Annotated in this window: 17 protein-coding genes and 1 pseudogene; 9 read left to right on the forward strand and 9 right to left on the reverse strand. The window is 71.1% G+C overall.

The genetic code is table 11. The features are described 5' to 3' along the window. The first annotated feature begins 1 nt into the window (after window position 1). The 3 genes from Ade02nite_RS44815 to Ade02nite_RS44825 are packed head-to-tail and all read left to right on the forward strand — an operon-like array spanning window position 2 to window position 1,782. Complete coding sequence (locus Ade02nite_RS44815; protein WP_203777477.1) at window positions 2-337, forward strand: L-rhamnose mutarotase; 336 nt, start codon at window positions 2-4, stop codon at window positions 335-337. Then, a complete protein-coding gene (gene rhaI / locus Ade02nite_RS44820) occupies window positions 330-1,496 on the forward strand; it encodes an L-rhamnose isomerase (RefSeq protein ID WP_203777479.1) in 1,167 nt (388 codons plus the stop codon). The genes Ade02nite_RS44815 and rhaI overlap by 8 nt, the downstream gene beginning before the upstream one ends. A 58-nt stretch (window positions 1,497-1,554) precedes the next feature. Beyond that, the gene (locus tag Ade02nite_RS44825) at window positions 1,555-1,782 is read left to right on the forward strand and encodes a hypothetical protein (RefSeq protein WP_203777481.1); all 228 of its coding nucleotides are present in this window, start codon (window positions 1,555-1,557) and stop codon (window positions 1,780-1,782) included. Window positions 1,783-1,786: 4 nt separating this feature from the next. On the opposite strand, the gene Ade02nite_RS44830 is transcribed toward Ade02nite_RS44825, so the two are convergent. The 6 genes from Ade02nite_RS44830 to Ade02nite_RS44855 form a co-directional block, all read right to left on the reverse strand. Further along, complete coding sequence (locus tag Ade02nite_RS44830; RefSeq protein ID WP_203777483.1) at window positions 1,787-2,230, reverse strand: hypothetical protein; 444 nt, start codon at window positions 2,228-2,230, stop codon at window positions 1,787-1,789. 561 nt (window positions 2,231-2,791) lie between these two features. Then, window positions 2,792-3,103 carry a hypothetical protein gene (locus Ade02nite_RS44835; protein ID WP_203777485.1) on the reverse strand — a complete coding sequence of 104 codons (312 nt, stop codon included), beginning with the start codon at window positions 3,101-3,103 and terminating at the stop codon, window positions 2,792-2,794. A gap of 47 nt (window positions 3,104-3,150) precedes the next feature. Next, window positions 3,151-4,092, reverse strand: a complete 942-nt coding sequence (locus Ade02nite_RS44840) for a hypothetical protein (RefSeq protein WP_203777487.1) — start codon at window positions 4,090-4,092, stop codon at window positions 3,151-3,153. A 7-nt stretch (window positions 4,093-4,099) separates the two neighbouring features. Next, on the reverse strand, window positions 4,100-4,870 hold the full coding sequence (locus tag Ade02nite_RS44845; protein WP_203777489.1) for an ATP-binding cassette domain-containing protein: 771 nt from the start codon (window positions 4,868-4,870) through the stop codon (window positions 4,100-4,102). Beyond that, window positions 4,867-5,883 carry an ABC transporter permease gene (locus Ade02nite_RS44850; RefSeq protein WP_203777491.1) on the reverse strand — a complete coding sequence of 339 codons (1,017 nt, stop codon included), beginning with the start codon at window positions 5,881-5,883 and terminating at the stop codon, window positions 4,867-4,869. The genes Ade02nite_RS44845 and Ade02nite_RS44850 overlap by 4 nt, the downstream gene beginning before the upstream one ends. A gap of 1 nt (window position 5,884) precedes the next feature. After that, window positions 5,885-6,919 carry a substrate-binding domain-containing protein gene (locus Ade02nite_RS44855; protein ID WP_203777493.1) on the reverse strand — a complete coding sequence of 345 codons (1,035 nt, stop codon included), beginning with the start codon at window positions 6,917-6,919 and terminating at the stop codon, window positions 5,885-5,887. 130 nt (window positions 6,920-7,049) lie between these two features. On the opposite strand from Ade02nite_RS44855, the gene Ade02nite_RS44860 reads away from it, so the two are divergent. The 4 genes and pseudogenes from Ade02nite_RS44860 to Ade02nite_RS50655 all read left to right on the forward strand — a co-directional run. Continuing rightward, the gene (locus Ade02nite_RS44860) at window positions 7,050-7,784 is read left to right on the forward strand and encodes a substrate-binding domain-containing protein (protein ID WP_203777495.1); all 735 of its coding nucleotides are present in this window, start codon (window positions 7,050-7,052) and stop codon (window positions 7,782-7,784) included. A gap of 38 nt (window positions 7,785-7,822) precedes the next feature. After that, window positions 7,823-8,629, forward strand: a complete 807-nt coding sequence (locus Ade02nite_RS44865; RefSeq protein WP_203777497.1) for an SDR family NAD(P)-dependent oxidoreductase — start codon at window positions 7,823-7,825, stop codon at window positions 8,627-8,629. Continuing rightward, on the forward strand, window positions 8,616-9,251 hold the full coding sequence (locus Ade02nite_RS44870; protein WP_203777499.1) for a TetR family transcriptional regulator: 636 nt from the start codon (window positions 8,616-8,618) through the stop codon (window positions 9,249-9,251). The genes Ade02nite_RS44865 and Ade02nite_RS44870 overlap by 14 nt, the downstream gene beginning before the upstream one ends. A gap of 45 nt (window positions 9,252-9,296) precedes the next feature. Beyond that, a pseudogene (locus tag Ade02nite_RS50655) lies at window positions 9,297-10,002 on the forward strand (ATP-binding protein); the annotation flags it as partial. 51 nt (window positions 10,003-10,053) lie between these two features. On the opposite strand, the gene Ade02nite_RS44880 reads toward Ade02nite_RS50655, so the two are convergent. After that, window positions 10,054-12,228, reverse strand: a complete 2,175-nt coding sequence (locus Ade02nite_RS44880) for a discoidin domain-containing protein (protein ID WP_203777502.1) — start codon at window positions 12,226-12,228, stop codon at window positions 10,054-10,056. A gap of 358 nt (window positions 12,229-12,586) precedes the next feature. Here Ade02nite_RS44880 and Ade02nite_RS44885 point away from each other — a divergent pair, with 358 nt between their 5' ends. After that, a complete protein-coding gene (locus tag Ade02nite_RS44885; protein ID WP_203777504.1) occupies window positions 12,587-13,090 on the forward strand; it encodes a metallophosphoesterase family protein in 504 nt (167 codons plus the stop codon). Here the strand turns inward: Ade02nite_RS44885 and Ade02nite_RS44890 are convergent. Then, window positions 13,035-16,121: an AAA domain-containing protein gene (locus tag Ade02nite_RS44890; RefSeq protein WP_203777506.1), complete on the reverse strand. Its 3,087-nt coding sequence runs from the start codon at window positions 16,119-16,121 to the stop codon at window positions 13,035-13,037. The genes Ade02nite_RS44885 and Ade02nite_RS44890 overlap by 56 nt on opposite strands. Before the next feature lie 68 nt (window positions 16,122-16,189). On the opposite strand from Ade02nite_RS44890, the gene Ade02nite_RS44895 reads away from it, so the two are divergent. Beyond that, the gene (locus Ade02nite_RS44895; protein WP_203777508.1) at window positions 16,190-16,690 is read left to right on the forward strand and encodes a DUF2199 domain-containing protein; all 501 of its coding nucleotides are present in this window, start codon (window positions 16,190-16,192) and stop codon (window positions 16,688-16,690) included. A gap of 12 nt (window positions 16,691-16,702) precedes the next feature. Here Ade02nite_RS44895 and Ade02nite_RS44900 read toward each other — a convergent pair whose 3' ends face one another. Further along, the gene (locus Ade02nite_RS44900) at window positions 16,703-17,794 is read right to left on the reverse strand and encodes an L-dopachrome tautomerase-related protein (protein WP_239169521.1); all 1,092 of its coding nucleotides are present in this window, start codon (window positions 17,792-17,794) and stop codon (window positions 16,703-16,705) included. Window positions 17,795-17,863 lie beyond the last annotated feature (69 nt).

Here is a 17,863-nt window from a genome sequence, read left to right on the forward strand (position 1 = left end):
CATGCGTTACTGCTTCAACCTCCAGGTCCGTCCCGAGCGGATGGCGGAGTACGTGGAGCGGCACCAGGCCGTGTGGCCCGAGATGCAGCAAGCACTTCGGGCCACCGGCTGGCGCAACTACTCCCTGTTCCTTCGCGAGGACGGCCTCCTGATCGGCTACGTGGAGGCCGACGATCTCGCGGCGTCCCAGGCGGCAATGGCGGCGCTGGACGTCAACACCCGGTGGCAGGCGGAGATGGCCCCCTTCTTCGCCGGCACCTCACCCACCGACGGTTTCCCGTTGCTGACCGAGGTGTTCCACCTTTCCGATGAGCCTTTGGAGGCTACCCATGACTGACCTCGCCGCAGTCAAGCGCGCCCTGGCGGCGCAGCGCATCGAGACCCCGTCGTGGGCCTTCGGCAACTCCGGCACGCGTTTCAAGGTGTTCCCCCAGCAGGGCGTGCCGCGCACCCCCGAGGAGAAGATCGCCGACGCCGCGGTCGTGCACCGCTTCACCGGTGTCGCGCCGACCGTCGCCCTGCACATCCCGTGGGACAAGGTCGACGACTACGCCGCCCTCTCGGCGTACGCGAAGTCCGAGGGTGTCGAGATCGGCGCGATCAACACCAACGTCTTCCAGGACAACGACTACAAGCTCGGCTCGGTCACCAACCCCGACGCGGGCATCCGGCGCAAGGCCACCGATCACCTGCTCGAGGCGATCGACATCATGGACCAGACCGGGTCGCGCGACCTGAAGCTCTGGTTCTCCGACGGCATCAACTACCCGGGCCAGGACGACCTGCGCCTGCGGCAGGACCGGCTGCACGCGGCCCTGAAGGAGACGTACGACCGGCTCGGCGACAACCAGCGGTTCCTGCTCGAGTACAAGCTGTTCGAGCCGGCCTTCTACGCCACCGACATCCCGGACTGGGGCACCTCGTACGCGCACTGCGTCGAGCTCGGCGAGAAGGCCACCGTCTGCATCGACACCGGCCACCACGCACCGGGCACGAACATCGAGTTCATCGTGGCGTTCCTGCTGCGCCAGGGGAAGCTCGGCGCGTTCGACTTCAACAGCCGGTTCTACGCCGACGACGACTTGATGGCGGGCGCCGCCGACCCGTTCCAGCTCTTCCGGATCATGTACGAGATCGTCCGGGCGGACGCGCTGGACCCGTCGTACGGCATCAACTTCATGCTCGACCAGTGCCACAACATCGAGGCGAAGATCCCGGCGATCATCCGCTCGGTGCTCAACATCCAGGAGGCGACCGCCAAAGCGCTGCTGGTCGACCGGGACGCGCTGTTCAAGGCGCAGGCCGAGGGCGACGTGCTCGAGGCGAACGCCGTGCTGATGGACGCGTACAACACCGACGTCCGCCCGCTGCTGGCCGAGGTCCGCGCGGACGCCGGCCTCGACCCCGACCCGGTGCGCGCGTACAAGGCGAGCGGCTACCAGGAGAAGATCGTCGCCGAGCGCGTCGGCGGCCGGCAGGCCGGCTGGGGCGCCTGACGTCCGGGCCCGCCGGGATTCCTCAACTCGGCGGGCCGGACAGCCGATCCTTGCGGCCATGGAGCAGTTCATCAACGATGCCAGCGACGTGACGAGTCAGCTGTTCGGGCCCGAGTCCGGCATCCCGTGGTGGGCCTGGGTCGTCGTGGTCGCGGCAGTCTTCTGGAAGGTGGCCGTCCGCGAGCCCAAGACGGCCGACGAGCTTGCCCACGAACGGGACGAAGTGATGCTGGGCGAGATGTTCGAGGGCAGCAAGGGCAAAAAGGGCAAAAAGAAGAAGAAGTAGCAGATCATCCCGTCGGCGGCCGGAACCGTGCCACATCGGTGCCGGTCCCCACGATCAGATCCCGCCGACCGGCCACCGCCATGTCCCGGGCCGGCGCCGGCAACTGCAGAGCCGGGCACAGCGGGTCGCCCGACTCAAGGTCGACCAGCGACACCGTGCCGTCGGCGCGCGCGATGAAGACCGCCGGCCAGGCGCCGATCGCCACAGAGGTGATCGGCGCGCCGGTGACCGCGGGCCCGGCGCGCTTGCCCGCCAGGTCGAACGCCCACACCGTCCGCCACGCGTCCCGCCCCTCCGCGTAGCTCCCGCCGACCAGACGATCGCCGTCCACGGCGACGACGAAGCGCCCGTCGAGAGCCGGCACCGGCGTGGCCGGCGCCGCCAGATCCTCCAGCCGGTAGATCTCCGGCGGCACCTCCGCGCCCGCCACCAGGTCCCACCGCTGCAACCAGGGATACGACGCACGTCGGGAGCCGGCTCCGGTCGCCGCGCGCACGGTTCCCTCCGCCCACGGCACCAGGGTCACGATCCCCCGGACGCTGTCGACCGGGATCCCACAGGACGACCAGGCCGTCCTCCGCCGACCCGGTCAGCAGCCAGTGCCGCCCTTTCCACCGCAGCGTCTCCAGCGCCGGCCTGCGCACCGGTCCCCGCAGCGGTGGGCCGGCCGGGGCCGAGGCGGGCAGGTCCCACAGATGTACGCGCCACCGCGTCGGCACCACCAGCGTCCGACCCACCACGACCGGCTTCGGACGGCTGCGCCGGCCGCCCCACACGCGCCCGCGGAACGGCGGCAGGTCGTCGGTGTGGGCGTCGATCCGCTCGCCCACCCGCTCCCCGGTCGCGACGTCGAAACTGAGCAGCCCACGCGACTCGGTCACCACGGTCAGCACCTCGCGTCCGGCCAACTCCGACAGCGTCACGGCCACGACGCGTTCGTCCACCGAGACCGGCAACGGCAGCCGGCCGCCACTGTCCACATCCCACATCGCGAGGCCGCGGCCGGCCGTCACCACCACAGACCGCCCGTCGCCCAGCCGCCCACCGCAGACGGCACGCGTCTCCAGCCCGCCTCCCCACTCGCCGTCACACATCGCGCCGGCGGTACGGGCACCGCGGCCACCTGCCCCGTGGCCACGTGCCAGACCCGCAGGTGATCGCCCTCGTCGTCCGTGTGCCCCGGCGCCGAGAGGACCGCCACCAGCGGGCGCTCCCCGCTGCCACCCGCCGCCATCGCGAGGACCGCGCCGGTGCGCATGACGCCGCCCACGCGCGGCAGGTCCCGCCCGGCGGCCCAGACGGTTTCCCACAGTCCCGGCATGCCCCTTCTATACGGGGTCCGGGGGTGATTCCGCAGCCCCGGCCGGTCTAAGGGGACGGCGGCCGGAACCGAGCCACTTCGAGACCGAATCCCACGACCACGTCCGGGCGCTCGCGTGAGCCGGCCGCGTCGGCCATCACCGCGAGGGACCGGGCCCTCGCCGGCAAGCGCAGGGCCGGGCACAGCTCGGCGCCCGACTCCATGTCGATCAGCGACACCGTGCGGTCGGCGCGGGCGATGTAGACCGCGGGCCACTCGGCTATCGCCACGGCGGTGATCACCTCGCCGGTGACCTCGGGGCCGAGACGGTTGCCGGACAGGTCGCGTGCCCAGGCGGTTCGCCAGGCGTCCCACGGCTCCGCATAGCTGCCGCAGAGCAGTCGGGTGCCGGCCATGGCGTCGACGAACTCGCCGTCGCGACCGGCGGGCAGTCGCTCGGGGGCCACCAGATCCGCCAGCCGGAACAGCTGCGCGTGCCGTTCGTGCGACGAGCTGATCGCGATCGGCTCACCGTCGACGGAGCCGAGCACGACGCGCGACGTCTCCCGATGCTTGACCACCTCGGCCGCCACCGACCCGTCGGTGACCCGCCGGATCGCGAGCACCCCGCGGTGGACCACGACCAGGACCTGTTCGCCACCGACCACCGCCGAGTAGATGTGCTTCACCCGCATGGAGTTGAAATCGATCGCGGGCTGGATCTCCTCGCGGGCGACGAGGTCCCACCGTTGCAGCCACCGGTGCGACTTGTGCCGGGAACCCGCCCCGGTCGCCACTCGCACGGCCGCCCCGTCGCGCCACGCCGCCAAGCCGACGATGCCCGGGATCCCGGTGTAGGTCGGCGCAGCCACCGGCGAGCCATCACCGGCCCGCCGCGCCTGGATCGCTCCGCCCTTGTCGGCGACGACCACCACGTCGGGACCGGCCACGGCGAGGCGGGCGACGCGCTCGTCGCTCTCGCACGCCGCCCACACCGTCTGCCATCGCACGGCTCTTCTATACCGGCTCCGGGGGTGGTTCCGCAGCCCCGGTCATGATGGCCACCGCCTCCGACATCGAGTGGGACTTCGGGGTGATCACCGTGGCGCGGCGGCCCAGGCGCTGGATGTGGATGCGGTCGGCCACCTCGAAGACGTGCGGCATGTTGTGGCTGATCAGGATCACCGGCAGGCCGCGGTCGCGGACGTCGCGGATCAGTTGCAGCACGCGGTTGCCCTCCTTGACGCCGAGCGCGGCGGTCGGCTCGTCGAGGATCACGACCTTGCTGCCGAACGCGGCCGAGCGCGCCACGGCCACCGCCTGCCGCTGACCGCCGGAGAGCGACTCGACGGGCTGCCCGATGTTCTGGAGGGTGGCGACGCCCAGCTCGGACATGTGCCTTTTCGCCTCGGAGCGCATGCGGCCGCGGTCGAGCATCCGGAAGACCGAGCCGAGCGGGCCGGGTTTGCGCTGTTCCCGGCCGAGGAACAGGTTGTCGGCGATGTCCAGGCCGGGCGCCACCGCGAGGGTCTGGTAGACGGTCTCGATGCCGGCGGCGCGCGCGTCCATCGGCGTACGGAAATGGACCTGCCTGCCGTCGAGGTAGATCTCGCCCTCGTCGGGGACCAGGGCGCCGGACAGTGCCTTGATCAGGCTCGACTTGCCGGCGCCGTTGTCGCCGATGACCGCGAGGATCTCGCCCGGGTACAGCTCGAGGTCGCTGCCGTTGATGGCGACCACCCGCCCGTACCGCTTGGTCAGGCCCTTGGCTTGCAGAACGGGCGTCACGTCTTCACCTTCCTGATCCACTGGTCGAGGGAGACCGCGACGAGCACGAGCAGGCCGATCGCGAAGCCCTGCCACACCACCTCGACGCCGCCGAGCTGGAGCCCGTTGCGGAACACGCCGACGATGAGCGCGCCGATCAGCGTGCCGATCACGCTGCCGCGCCCGCCGAACAGGCTGGTGCCGCCGAGCACGACCGCGGTGATCGAGTCGAGGTTGTACTCGACGCCCACGTTGGGGCTGGCCGAGGCGAGGCGGCCGATCAGGATCCAGCCGCCGATCGCGTAGAGCAGGCCGGCGACCGTGTAGACCGAGAAGAGCACCCGGCCGGTCTGGATGCCGGCGAGCCGCGCCGCCTCCGCGTCGTCGCCCGTCGCGTACACGTGCTTGCCCCACGCGGTGCGCGAGAGCGCGTAGAAGAAGTAGGCGAAGAGCAGGAGCATGATGATCGACCCGTACGTCAGCCGGAAGTTGCCGATCGGGATCGAGTTGCCCGTCCACGTCATGAGCGACGGCATGTCCGTGCCGCGCACCGTCTCGCTGTTGCTGACCACCGAGTTGAGCGAGAAGAAGATGGTCAGCGTGCCGAGCGTGACGATGAACGGCGGCAGTTTGAGGCGGGTGACCAGGAAGCCGTTGATCGCGCCCATCGCCGTGCCGCACGCGAAGCCGAGCAGCAGCGCGACGATGCCCGGCATGCCCGCGTCGACGCAGAAGGTGGCCGTCAGGATCGACGAGAAGACGGCGATCGCGCCGGCCGACAGGTCGATGCCGGCGGTCAGGATGATCAGCGTCTGCCCGAGCGCGAGCGTGGCGATGACCGTGACCTGCTGAAGCACCAGCGACAGGTTGGTGGCGGTGAGGAAGCGGCCGTTGACGATCGAGAAGGCGATGATCGCGACGACCAGCACGGCGAGCGGCCCGAGGACCGGGTTGGCGTGCAGGATGTGCTGAACCCGCAGCCCGAGCGAGTCGTTCTTGCGTACGTCGAAGTCGGCAGTGGCAGTTGTCGCCATGTCAGCCCCAGCAGTTCTGCTTGCCCCACGCCGAGTCCTTGGACTCCACGCCGGCCTGCGGATCGTCGGTGATCAGTTCGGTACCGGTGTCGTAGAAGTCCTTCCCGGGCGTCGCCTGCGGCTTGGTGCCGTCCTTGGCGTACGCGGCGATGGCGTCCACGCCCAGCTGCGCCATCTTGAGCGGGAACTGCATGCTCGTCGCGCCGATGATCCCCTTGGACACGTTGTCCACGCCCGGGCAGCCGCCGTCGATCGAGACGATGACGGTGTCCTTGTCGCGCCCGGCCGACTTGAGCGCCTGGTACGCGCCGGCCGCCGCGGGCTCGTTGATCGTGTAGACCAGGTTGATCGACGGGTCCTTCTGGAGCAGGTTCTCCATCGCCGTGCGGCCGCCGTCCTCGGCGCCGTCGGTGACGTCGTGCCCGGCGATCCGGGGGTCGTTCTCGTCGCCGATCCGGTTGGGGTCGCCGATCTCGATGCCGAAGCCGTCGAGGAAGCCCTGATCGCGCTTGACGTCGACGGAGACCTGGTTGGCGTTCAGGTCGAGCATCGCGATCTTCGCCTGCTTGCCGTCCTGGGCGAACTTCTCCTTGGCCCACTGCCCGATCAGCTTGCCGGCCTGGTAGTTGTCGGTGGCGAAGGTGGCGTCCGCGGCGTCCGGCGGGTCGACCGGGGTGTCCAGCGCGATCACCAGCATGTCCTGCTCGTGCGCCTTGTCGATCGAGGGCACGATCGCCTTCGAGTCGTTCGGGGTGATCAGGAAGCCCTTGGCGCCGAAGGACATCAGGTTCTCGATGGCCTGCACCTGGGCCTCGTTGTCGCCGTCCTGCTTGCCGGCGAAGCTCTGCAGCTCGACGGCCTGCGCCTCGGCCGCTTCCTCGGCGCCTTTCTTCATCTGCACGAAGAAGGGATTCGTATCAGTCTTCGTGATCAGCCCGACGACGTCCTCGCCCGAGCCTCTGTTGCACGCGGCGGCCGGCACGAGAGCCAACGTCATCACGCAGCCGGCGGCCACTGCCCTTCGATTCCGAGACATGCCTCCTCCACCGATTTAGCAGCTGCTCGCGCAGCAATCGAGAGTTGACGTTGCCTCGCAGTACACGCCCGATGTTGACTACATGTCAACGATGCGTTGCGTTCAGTGATCGACATCGACGGAGGTCCATATGCCTGGGACCATCGGCGTCCTCTTCGACGACGTCTCCCACCCGTTCTCCGCGGCCTTGCACCGGGCGATCGAGGACGAGGCCCGCACCCGCGACATCCACGTGCTCACCGGCCGGCCCCGCGACTCGCTCAGCACGGCCTTCGACGGCCTGATCCTGGCCTCGGCCGCCCTGGTCGCCACCGAGCGCCGCATGCCGGTCGTCGCCCTCGAGGCCACCGGCGCCCCCGTCGACACGGTCGTCTCCACCACCATCTCCGGCGCCGCCACCGCGGTCCGCCACCTCGTCGCCCAGGGCCACCGCCGCATCGCCTACCTGGGCGACGGCCTCGCCCAGGACCGGTACCGCGGATATCTGCGCGCGCTGGGCGGCCGCCCCGGCCCCGTCGTGCACGATCTGCACGATCCGGCCGCCGCCGAACGCGCGGTCGTCGCGCTGATGCGCGGCCCCACCCCGCCCACGGCCCTGTTCGCCGCCCACAGCCAGGCCACCGTCGGCGCGGTCCGGGCGCTGCGCCGCCTCGGCCGCCAGCACTGCGTCGCCCTGGTCGGCTTCGACGACTTCCCGCTGGCCGACCTCCTCGACCCGGGCGTCACCGTCGTGGCCCAGGACCCGGCCCGCATGGGCCGCACGGCCGCCGCCGCCCTCTTCGATCGCCTGGACGGCCACGACGGCCCACCCCGCGAGATCCGCATCCCCACCACCCTCATCCAGCGCGGCTCGGGCGAGCTCTAGTTTTTGGAAGTTCTGTCATCTGGCAGTACTGTCAAAATATGAAGATCATGCTGACCGGCGCCACCAGCGGCCTCGGCGAGATCGCCGCGCTCGACCTCGCGGCGCGGGGACACGACCTGATCCTGGTCGCCCGCGACCCCGGCCGGGCGTCACGGATCGCGCCCGCCACCCAGGTCGACGTCGTGATCGCGGACCTCGCCGACCTCAGTCAGGTGCGGCGGGCGGCGGCGGAGATCCGCGCGCGGCACCCGAAGATCGACGTGCTGATCAACAACGCCGGCCTGCACGCGTTCACGGCCCGCACGACGGCGGCCGGCCTGCCCGAGATGGTCACGGTCAACTACCTCGCTCCGTGGCTGCTGACCCGGGAACTGCTCGAGACGTCACCCGAGCGGATCGTGACGGTGGCGTCGGAGGCCTCCCGGCGGCACGGCACGTTCTCGCTGCCGTCGGCGCTGACCGACACCTCGCCCTTCACCCGGCGCGGGTCGTCGGCCGTCTACGGGCGCACCAAGCTGCTCGACATCATGTTCAACAACGAGCTGGCCCGGCGCACCAGCGCGGTCTGCCTCGCCCTCGACCCGGGCTTCAACACGACCGGCCTGGGACGCGAGCTGCCCGGCGCCGCCGTACTGGAGAAGGTTCTGAAAGCCCTGCACGTCGGCGACCCTCGGCGCGGCGCGGGCGGCATCGTGCGTCTCGCTACCGACCCGGTGCTGACCGGGGGATACTTCTCCGCACGCACCGGCAGGCCGATCACCCCGGTGGCACCGGCCGGCGACGCCGCGCTGGAACGCCGGCTGTGGGAGATGACCGAGGAGATCGTCGACAGTGTCCGCGCCTGACACCAAGAACGGCCTCCGCGAGCGCAAGAAGGCCCGCGTCCGCGCCGAGATCCGCGCCCAGGCCATGCGCCTGTTCGCCGAGCAGGGCTACGCGGCCACCACCACCGAGCAGATCGCGGCCGCCGCCGACGTCTCGCCGAGCACCTTCTTCCGCTACTTCCCCACCAAGGAGCGTCTGGTCCTCGCCGACGACCTGGAGGAGACCATGCTGGCCGCCCTCGCCGAGCAGCCCGCGGACCTGCCGCTGCTGACCGCCTTCTCGCGCGCGGTCCGCACCGGCCTCGACCGCACGGGCCGAGAGTTCGAGGCGCAGCGACGGGCCCTCATCGACGAGATTCCCGCGGTCCGCCAGGCCCAGGCCGACGAGCTCCATCGCGTGATCGAGTCGCTGGCCCGAGCCGCACTCGCCCGAGCCGGCGCACCCGAGGCCGACTTCGAAGCGCACATCTTCCTGGGCGCCCTCACCGGGACGCTGCGCGCCGCTCTCGAGCTTCGGTCACCGACCGCCGCGTCCATCGATCGCGCCTTGGCGTACCTGACGGCCGGCTTCCCGATCGCCACCATGCCGCCCCCCGAACACGAGAAGCGCCGCAGAACAAACTCGCGTAACCCCGCAGAATGAAGGCCTGGAGCCCCGCGAATCGAAAGGGTATGCCCCCGCAAATCGAAGCTCTGGCCGTTCTCTCAGGGCGAGATCGGCGGCGAGCCGGACGGTTTCATCGACGCTGTCTTCACGCTCGGGCCCGGCTTACGGCACGAGTCGGCCGTGACGCGCGCCGACTACACCGCCAGGATCGTCCGTGGCGGTCTGCCGGAGGCGGCGTCTCGGGACGATGCTCGTCGCCGAGGGCGCTTCCTCGACGGATATGTGCAGGCACTCATCGACCGCGACGTCCGGCAACTCTCCGACATCCAGCACAAGGGCGAGCTTCGGCACGCGGGCCACGGCGGCGCCCAAGATGGTGTTCGTCGACTCGGGCATCGCCGCGAACGAGGTCGCCATGGACGCCCGCACGCTGCTCCGGCCGGGTGCGCCCTTCGGGCCGTTGCTGGAGTCGTTCGTCCTCTCCGAGTTGTCACGCCAGCTCACGTGGTCCGAACAGCAGGTGGAGCTCTCCCATTACCGCGACCGCGACACATACGAGGTCGACGCGGTGCTCGAGAACAGGTCGGGTCAGGTTGTCGGCGTCGAGGTCAAGGCCGCTTCGACCGTCGGGCCCGACGACTTCCGTGGGCTGCGCCGGCTGGCCGGCCGGCTCGGGGACGACTTCGTCGCCGGGGTGGTCCTCTACACCGGCACCTCGACGCTTCCCTTCGGCGAGAAGCTGCGCGCCGTGCCGGTCAGCGCCCTGTGGCAGGTGGCCGCGCCATAAGAGGCGGCGCCGCGGAAGGACCGCGGCGCCGCACTCAGGACAACGACGGGATCAGGGGAAGTTCGTCACCGTGGAGGGGATGACGTTGCTCGCCTGGGCCGGTGCGCCGATGTTGTTGACGACGTGGTCGATCGTGCCGGACGCCAGGGAGATGGTGAAGATGTTGTGGAACTTCACGCCGCCGTGGGTGGGTGCCTGGAAGCCGTTGGCGGAGTGGACGGCCGGGTTGACGTTGAAGAAGGCGTAGCTGCCCATGGCCCACGCCTCGTGGGTGCTGACCGAGTCGGCGACCTTGTAGGCGGGGTAGCCGAGCGCGTCGCTGCGCCACGCGGCGTTCGACGGCGGGTCGTACGGCTGCTCGTTCTGGAGGAAGTAGGTGCGGCCGCCGTTGCCGTTCCAGAGGACCTCGGTCTTCTGGTAGTGCTCGACGAAGAGGCCGTACGCGGTGACGTTGTTGCCGTTGACGATCAGGCCGCTGTCGGCGGTGTTGATCGTCCACCCGTAGGTGCCGGCGTTGCCGTGGTCGGCGCGCCACGCCCAGATGTGGTCGATGATGACGTTGTTGCTGTTGATCAGCAGGCTGTTGGTGGCCTTGCCCGCGATGTAGCCGCCGATCCGGAAGAAGACGTCCTGGATGGTGGTCGGGTTGGCGGCGTGCGACGCGGAGCTTCCGGACGGGCCGACGACCAGCAGGTTCGGCGAGTTCGTCGTGCCGGCGTCGAAGAGCACGCCGGCGATCTTCACGCCGTCCACATCGGCCACCTGCATCGCGGTGACGCCGTTGTCCGGGATGATCGTGGCGTAGCCGAGGCCGAGCACCACGGTGTTCGCCCGGGTCACGTTGATCGTCTCGTTGATGTGGTAGATGCCGGGCTGGAAGATCAGGTTGAGGCCCTGGGCGAGCGCCTGGTTGATCCGGGCCGCCGTGTCACCGGGCTTCGCGACGTAGAACTGCGACAGCGGGATCGACGTGCCGGGGGTGTTGCCGTTGACCCAGGTGGCGCCGGAGGCGTTGCTCTGGAGGTTGGGCACGAAGACCGCGTAGTCGCTGCCGCTCTGGTAGAGGTACGGCTTCTCGCGGATCACCGGGGTGCTCGGGATGACCGTGTACGGCGGCGTCGGGTAGCTGGCCGGGGGTGCGCCCTGCACGCCGACGAAGGTCTGGTTCCACACCGCGTTGGTGTTCGAGCCGATCTGGCTGTTGCGGGTGAACCACTGCTGCTGCGAGTACTGCCCCTCGCTGCCGCTGATCCGCGAGTCGGCGATGTAGCCGCCGGACGCCCAGCCGTAGCCGTTCGGGGCCAGGTTCAGGTCACCGTGAATGTCCATGCGGCGGAACGGCGCGGCCTGCGAGACGGCCCAGCGGTTGGCGCCGTTCACCGGATAGACCGAGACGTTCTCGGTGGAGCGCCAGAAGTTCTGGGTCGCGTTGCCCTGGAACCAGCCGGCGTCGACGGTGATGTCACCGTTGATCCGCACGTCCTGCGGGTTCTGGCCGAGGCCCACCACCGACGTGTAGAAGCCGACCTGGATGTTCAGGTTGTTGTAGGTGCCCGGCTTGAACGCGAGCACGTAGCGCCCGGTGCCGAACTGCGCCGACTCCTGCTGACGGAAGATCTCGTCGGCCCGCGCCTGGATGGTGGCCGAGGACATCGACGGGTCGAAGACGACGACGTTCGCGCCGAGGCTGCCGCCGCCCGGGATCGGGTCGGGGTTGGTGGTGCCGCCGCCGCCGAAGACCTTGAACTCCCAGAGCGAGTAGCCGTAGCCGGTGGTGCGCTGCGTGCCGTACATCCGCACGTAGCGACCGGTGCCGGTGACCGGGATCGACTGCACGCCGCCGGTCGCCGTGGTGGTCGAGTAGACCGAGGTCCAGGTGCTCGCGTTGTCCGACACCTGGATCTGGAACGCCTTCGCCGCCGCCGTCTCCCAGTTGAGCTCCACCCGGGAAATCGCCTGCGAGCTGCCGAGGTCGACCTGCAGCCACTGCGGGTCGGAGAAGGCCGACGACCACCGGGTGCCGGTGTTGCCGTCGACGGCCTCGGCGGCCGAGTAGGCGCCGGCCGCCTCGGTGGACGACGCGGTCGCCGGCTTCCCCTGCGAGAGCAGGGTCTCGGCGGCACTCGCGCCGACGGTGGTCGCGGTGGCGTAGCCGGCGATGACGGCGGCCACCATGCCACCGGCGGCGGCGAGGCGCCAGGGGGAGCGTCTCCGCAGTTTGGTCATTGCTTCTCCTTGGAGCGGGGATGGCGCAAGGGGGACTGCTTGCGCTTGGCGGGGAAGAAGACCTCTCCACTTGTACGGGGAGAGCGCTCCCCCGCATCGACGCTAAGGAGGCGTTCATGTGGTGTCCAGAGTCGCGACAGGTTCCGGAACATCGACGGTCTTGCGGGCGAAACGAAGACCCGCGATGGCGCTCTGCCCCTTCGGGCAACGGCCCAGCTCAATGACGTACGTCGATTGCCCTTTCGGGTATTCACGGCTCGATAACAGAGACGTCGGAACCGGTTCCGGCGCGCATCGGTAAAAACGGCAAATCAGCCGATCATGGATCGGAAAGCGCTTCCCGCCTACGCTGGCTGTCGTGCGACTGGTGCTCACGAGCGACACCCACCTGCCCAAGCGGGCCCGCGACCTGCCGGCCGAGCTGTGGGCCGCGGTCGACGAGGCCGACGTGGTGGTGCACGCCGGCGACTGGGTGGACGAGGCGGCGCTGGACGCCCTGGCGGCCCGGGCGGCCACGCTGATCGCCTGCTACGGCAACAACGACGGCCCGGGGCTGCGCGCGCGACTGCCGGAGATCGCGTACGCGACGCTGGACGGCCTGCGGCTCGCCGTGGTGCACGAGACCGGGCCGTCGCAGGGCCGCGAACAGCGGTGCGCGGCGCGGTTCCCCGACGTCGACCTGCTCGTCTTCGGGCACTCGCACATCCCGTGGGACACCACCGCGGCGAACGGGCTGCGGCTGCTCAATCCGGGCTCGCCCACGGACCGCCGGCGCCAGCCGTACTGCACCTACATGACCGCCACCGTCACGGGCGGCCACCTGAAGGACGTCGAGCTGCATCGGCTGCCACCGCGGCGCTGATCTCCAGGGCGGCCCGGCGCGGATCGCCCTGCCAGCGGCTGGCGAAGGCGTCCATCAACCGCCACCCGGCCCGGTGCAGCGCCGCCTGGCGTTCGAGATGCTTCTGCGCGCCGCCCGGATGCGGCCCGCAGAGGACGCCGAGCTCGCCGGCGCAGAGGTCGATCACCCAGGGCCCGACCTCGTAGCCGGGCCGCACCTCCACGCCGAGGCGTTCCAGCTCGGCCGCGAGCTCGCCGGCCCAATCCGTCCGATCCGCCGGCTTCGCCGCGCCCGGCAGGCCGCCCGACGCGTACGCGAAGAACTCCCCGAGCAGACCGTCCGAGGTGTCCAAGGCGGTCACCACGACCAACCGCCGCCGAGCCCGGGTGATCATCACGTTGAACAGGTGCGGATCGGCGACGAACCGGCGCCGGGCGGGCGGATCGCCGGCCGACAGCCCGAGCGAGACGACCACGATGTCCGCCTCGCTGCCCTGGAACGCGTGCACGGTGCCGGCCCGCAGGCCCAGCGTCTCGATCTGTTCCACGGTGTACGCGTCGACGAGCGCCGCCTCCAGCGCGTCCGCCTGCGGCCGGAACGGCGAGATCACCCCGATCGAGCCCCGCCCCTGATGCTCCTCGACGACCTTCAGGACCGCGCCGACCTCGTCGCCCTCCACCCGCACGACGTCGATCGCGTCCGCGCTCTCGGTGGCCGGACTCCGCGTCATCACCGACAGCCGATCGCCGTAGAACCGCCGCGCCGAGAACCCGATCAGGTGCGGCACGCTGCGATGATGCTCCTCGAGCCAGGTGGTCGGCGCCGCGCCCGCGGCCAGGTCGAAGGCGCTCACCCGCCGTACGTCCAACCGCTCGTCCGCCTCGTGCCGCTCCAGCACGTCGGCCACGTCGACGTCGCTGACGAACGAGACGAAGCGCAACTGGCGCGGATCGCCGACCACGAGCGCGCGCCGCGCACGGGCCAGCACCGGAGCCGCCCGCACCTGGTCCACATGGGACGCCTCGTCGAGCACCACCAGGTCGAACGTCCCCGGCGCCGCCGGCAGCAGGTCCTCCACGTCCGCCACCGTGCCGATCCACAGCGGCAGCGCCCGCACCAGAGGGCCCGCGTCCAGCTTGGCGAGCAGCTCCCGGCGCCTGTTCCGGCCCGCGCGCAGGGCCGTCGCCAGCGCCGCCGCCGCACGCCGGGCCTCGCGGTCCCACCGCTTCTCGCTGCGCGCGGCGTCGCGCATCGCCGTGCCCACCGCCTCGGCGAGCGCGGCCTCGGCCGCGTGCAGCGCCGCCCACCTCGGCGCCAGCTCCGTCCCGCCGATCGCCGCGAGCCTCGCCGCGGCACGCTGCGCGGTGGCCGCTCTGACGGCTTCTGTCACCCTTTCATCCGGTACGCCGGAGCGCACGCCCAACCGCCAACGCGTCCACCACCGCGACACCCTGCCCCGCGCCAGCTTCGCGGCCACCCGATCGGCCGGCCCGTTCCCGCCCGCGACGTTCACCCCCGCGTTGTTCACGCCCGCGTTGTTCACGCCCGCGTTGTTCACGCCCGCGTTGTTCACGCCCGCGTTGTTCACGCCCGCGTTGTTCACGCCCGCGACGTTCAGGCCCGCGACGTTCGCGTCCATGTCGTTCAGGCCCGCGACGTTCACGCCCGCGACGTTCGCGCCCATGTCGTTCACGCCCGCGCCGTTCACGCCCATGTCGTTAACGCCCATGTCGTTCAGGCCCGCGACGTTCAGGCCCGGGACGTTCGCGCCCACGTCGTTCACGCCCGCCACGTTCACGCCTACGTCGTTCAGGCCGGCCACGTTCACGTCGCGGAAGGCGCCCGGCACGTCCGCCGCGAGCGCGGGGAGCAGCGGCTGCCAATCGGGCAGCTCGGCGGCGCGCATCTCCAGCTCCAGCGCACTCGTGATCAGGGAGCGCTCACGGCGTACCGCCTCGAGGGTCCTCTGCACGGCCTCGGCGTCCGCACGCAGCTGCCTTTCGCCCACCCCCTGCTCGGCGCCCGCGGCGAGCTCGGCCGCGAGCCGCTCGCGCCCGCCGGCGTCGCCGAACAGCACCGGCACCGGGCCCGGATAGCGATCGAGCAGCCCCGCCAGCACCTCCGCCGCGTGCGGCGACTGGGTCGCGATCAGCACCGACCCGCCCCGATGCACCACCTCGAGCGCGGCCGCCACCACCGTGTGGCTCTTGCCGTTGCCCGGCGGACCGGACACCACCGTGATCGGCGCGGTGCGGGCCCGCGCCACCACCTCGGCCTGCGCCCGCGTCAACGGCAGCGGTGAGAGCACCGGCTCGGCGCGACCCTCGTCCGGCTGACCGGCCCGACCGGCCGCCACCCGACCAGCCTGACCAGCGGCCGCCTGATCGGCGCGGCTCCCCGCGAGCTGATCGGTTCGTTCGTCGGCATAGACGGCGGCCAGGGCGGTGCCCCTCAGGTCGCGCCCCGCCCAGCTGCGCAGGCTGTCCGCCAGCCCGGCGCCGTAGACGTCGCGCACCACATAGAGGGCGGCCGACGGGATCAGCACCACCCGGTCGCCCGGCGCCCGCCGCCCCGTGGCCATCGCGTCGACCGTCAGCCCGGTGGCGCGCGCCGCCGACCACAGCCACGCCTTGGTGCCGATCGCCTCCAGCCAGCCCGGCCCGCCCACACCGGGCGCCGCCTCCAGCGCCGCGGCCAGCTCCCGGTCCGCGATCAGCGGCGTGATCTCGAGGTCGCCGGCCGGCGCGACCGTGTATCCGGTCAGGCCCCGGACCAGCTGCACCGGCTGGCTGAGCAACGGGACCCGGATCTTCGTACGCCTGCCGTCGATCTCGGCCCGGCCGGCCAGGAACCCCCAGCCCACCCGCAGCGGCCGCTCCTCCTTGTGCAGGGCGCCCAGCGCCGCCAGCCGGTTGACCTCGGCCTTGCGCGGCGCCTTCTGCGCCGAGTCGAGCCACACGAACGGCAGCCCGCCCCGGGTCACGTCCAGCACGCGATCGGCACCCGCCGGCGCCAGCTCGGCGAGGGCGGCGAGAACGCGGGAGGGCACCATCGCGCCGACGCTACCGCCCCGGGGCACGCCGCCCCCACGGACGGGGTGCCGTGCGGCATGATCGCGCGATGACTGATCAGGGTTTTGTGTGCCGGGGCTGCGGCGAGCGCCACGACGGGCTGCCGTTCTCGTACGGATCGGACGCGCCCGCCTACTGGCACGACGGGCTCGCCGGCGACGAGAGCAGCGTCCTGGAGCAGGAGATCTGCGTCATCGGCGGCGAGCACTACTTCGTCCGGGCACGGATCGTCATCCCGGTGCTCGACGCCGGCCGCGACTTCGAGTGGGGTGTCTGGGCGTCGCTGAGCCGCCCGAACTTCAAGCGCACGCTCGACACCTGGGAGACGCCGGGCCGCGAGCACGAGCCCTCGTCGTTCGGCTGGCTGTCGACGGAGCTGCCCGTCTACCCGTCGACCATCAACCTCAAGACCCACGTGCACCCGGAGCCGGTCGGCACCCGCCCGCACCTGGAGCTGGAGCCCACCGACCATCCGCTCGCCGTGGAGCAGCGCACCGGCATCACGGTCGCCCGCGTCCAGGAGATCGCCGAGCGCCTGCTCCACCCGTGACGTGACCGGCGGTCAGCGCAGCCGCACCGGCCCGGCGTCGATCGGGATGCGGAAGAGCGAGTACGGGTAGCGGCGCTTGTCCTCGCCGTTCTGGTAGTTCGCCTGGCGGTGCAGCTGGTTCGCGGTCACGTAGAGATAGCCCTCGGCCACCGACATCGTGTCCGGCCAGAGCAGCCGGGAGTCGTGCGCCAGCGTCTCGAACGTGCCGTCCGGCAGCCGCCGCAGCACCGCGTTGTGCTCCCAGTTCGTGAGGTAGAAGCGGCCCCGGTCGTCGGTCTCCAGCCCGTCGGCGGCGCCGCCCTTGTCGCCCTCGTCGACGACCGTCGCGGCCACGTCGGCGTCGCTCAGCCCTCGGTCGAAGAGCGCCTCGGCCGACACGCTGTGCCACCGGCGCGACATGAGCGGGCAGTAGTAGACGCGCGAGCCGTCCGCGGCGATCGCGATGCCGTCCGCGCCCATCCGCACCGGCTGCGGTGGCCCGTCCTCGGGGCGCTCCAGGAACGGCCGCCCCTCGACGACCGGCAGGAACTCCGACAGCGGCAGCGCCTTGGTGGACGGGTGGTCGTGCAGCCGCCGCCAGGCCTCGCCGTTCGCCAGGTCGACGACGATCAGGCCGTTCGGTCCCTGGTCGGACGAGTCGGTGATGTAGGCGGCGTTCCGGCGCAGATCGAAGCGCACGTCGTTGAGGTACGTCGTCGGCAGCGCCACGTCCGGCGGGAACGTGATCGTCCGGACGACCGTGTCGGTCTCGAGGTCGACGCAGACCAGCTTGGGGCCGCCGGGCTTGGTGGGCTGGAACATCGGGCTGCCGGTGTCGAGGATCCACAGCCGGTCGGCCGGATCCACGACGATGCTCTGCACCGAGACCAGCGCCTCCGGGTCGGCGTCGTCCCGCGGCTGGTTCCGGTCGAGGTCGGGAAAGGGCACGACCTGCCCGTCCCGGATCTCCGCCACCGTGAAGGGAACGTCGTCCCCCCACTTCGGGAAGTTGACGAAGACACGGCCCGCGCGGGAGACACTGACGCCGGTGGGCATCGGCCCCGACTCGAAGGTGTGGACGGTTTCCAGGGTTCCGAGTGCGGTGTCACGTGGTTGCTCAGTCACGCCAGACGGATACCCGCCCCGGCGTCACGTAAGCGAACGCCCCGGTCGCGGATTGTGCCGTCGACCGGG

This window comes from Paractinoplanes deccanensis (assembly GCF_016862115.1).
GTDB classification, from domain to species: domain Bacteria; phylum Actinomycetota; class Actinomycetes; order Mycobacteriales; family Micromonosporaceae; genus Actinoplanes; species Actinoplanes deccanensis.

Excerpts from the sequence above, each read along its gene's own strand:
- Ade02nite_RS44815 (WP_203777477.1), top strand. The coding sequence starts at position 2 with ATGCGTTACTGCTTCAACCTCCAGGTCCGTCCCGAGCGGATGGCGGAG.
- rhaI (WP_203777479.1), top strand. The coding sequence starts at position 330 with ATGACTGACCTCGCCGCAGTCAAGCGCGCCCTGGCGGCGCAGCGCATC.
- Ade02nite_RS44825 (WP_203777481.1), top strand. The coding sequence starts at position 1,555 with ATGGAGCAGTTCATCAACGATGCCAGCGACGTGACGAGTCAGCTGTTC.
- Ade02nite_RS44835 (WP_203777485.1), bottom strand. The coding sequence starts at position 3,103 with ATGCCGGGACTGTGGGAAACCGTCTGGGCCGCCGGGCGGGACCTGCCG.
- Ade02nite_RS44850 (WP_203777491.1), bottom strand. The coding sequence starts at position 5,883 with ATGGCGACAACTGCCACTGCCGACTTCGACGTACGCAAGAACGACTCG.
- Ade02nite_RS44855 (WP_203777493.1), bottom strand. The coding sequence starts at position 6,919 with ATGTCTCGGAATCGAAGGGCAGTGGCCGCCGGCTGCGTGATGACGTTG.
- Ade02nite_RS44860 (WP_203777495.1), top strand. The coding sequence starts at position 7,050 with ATGCCTGGGACCATCGGCGTCCTCTTCGACGACGTCTCCCACCCGTTC.
- Ade02nite_RS44865 (WP_203777497.1), top strand. The coding sequence starts at position 7,823 with ATGAAGATCATGCTGACCGGCGCCACCAGCGGCCTCGGCGAGATCGCC.
- Ade02nite_RS44880 (WP_203777502.1), bottom strand. The coding sequence starts at position 12,228 with ATGACCAAACTGCGGAGACGCTCCCCCTGGCGCCTCGCCGCCGCCGGT.
- Ade02nite_RS44890 (WP_203777506.1), bottom strand. The coding sequence starts at position 16,121 with ATGGTGCCCTCCCGCGTTCTCGCCGCCCTCGCCGAGCTGGCGCCGGCG.
- Ade02nite_RS44895 (WP_203777508.1), top strand. The coding sequence starts at position 16,190 with ATGACTGATCAGGGTTTTGTGTGCCGGGGCTGCGGCGAGCGCCACGAC.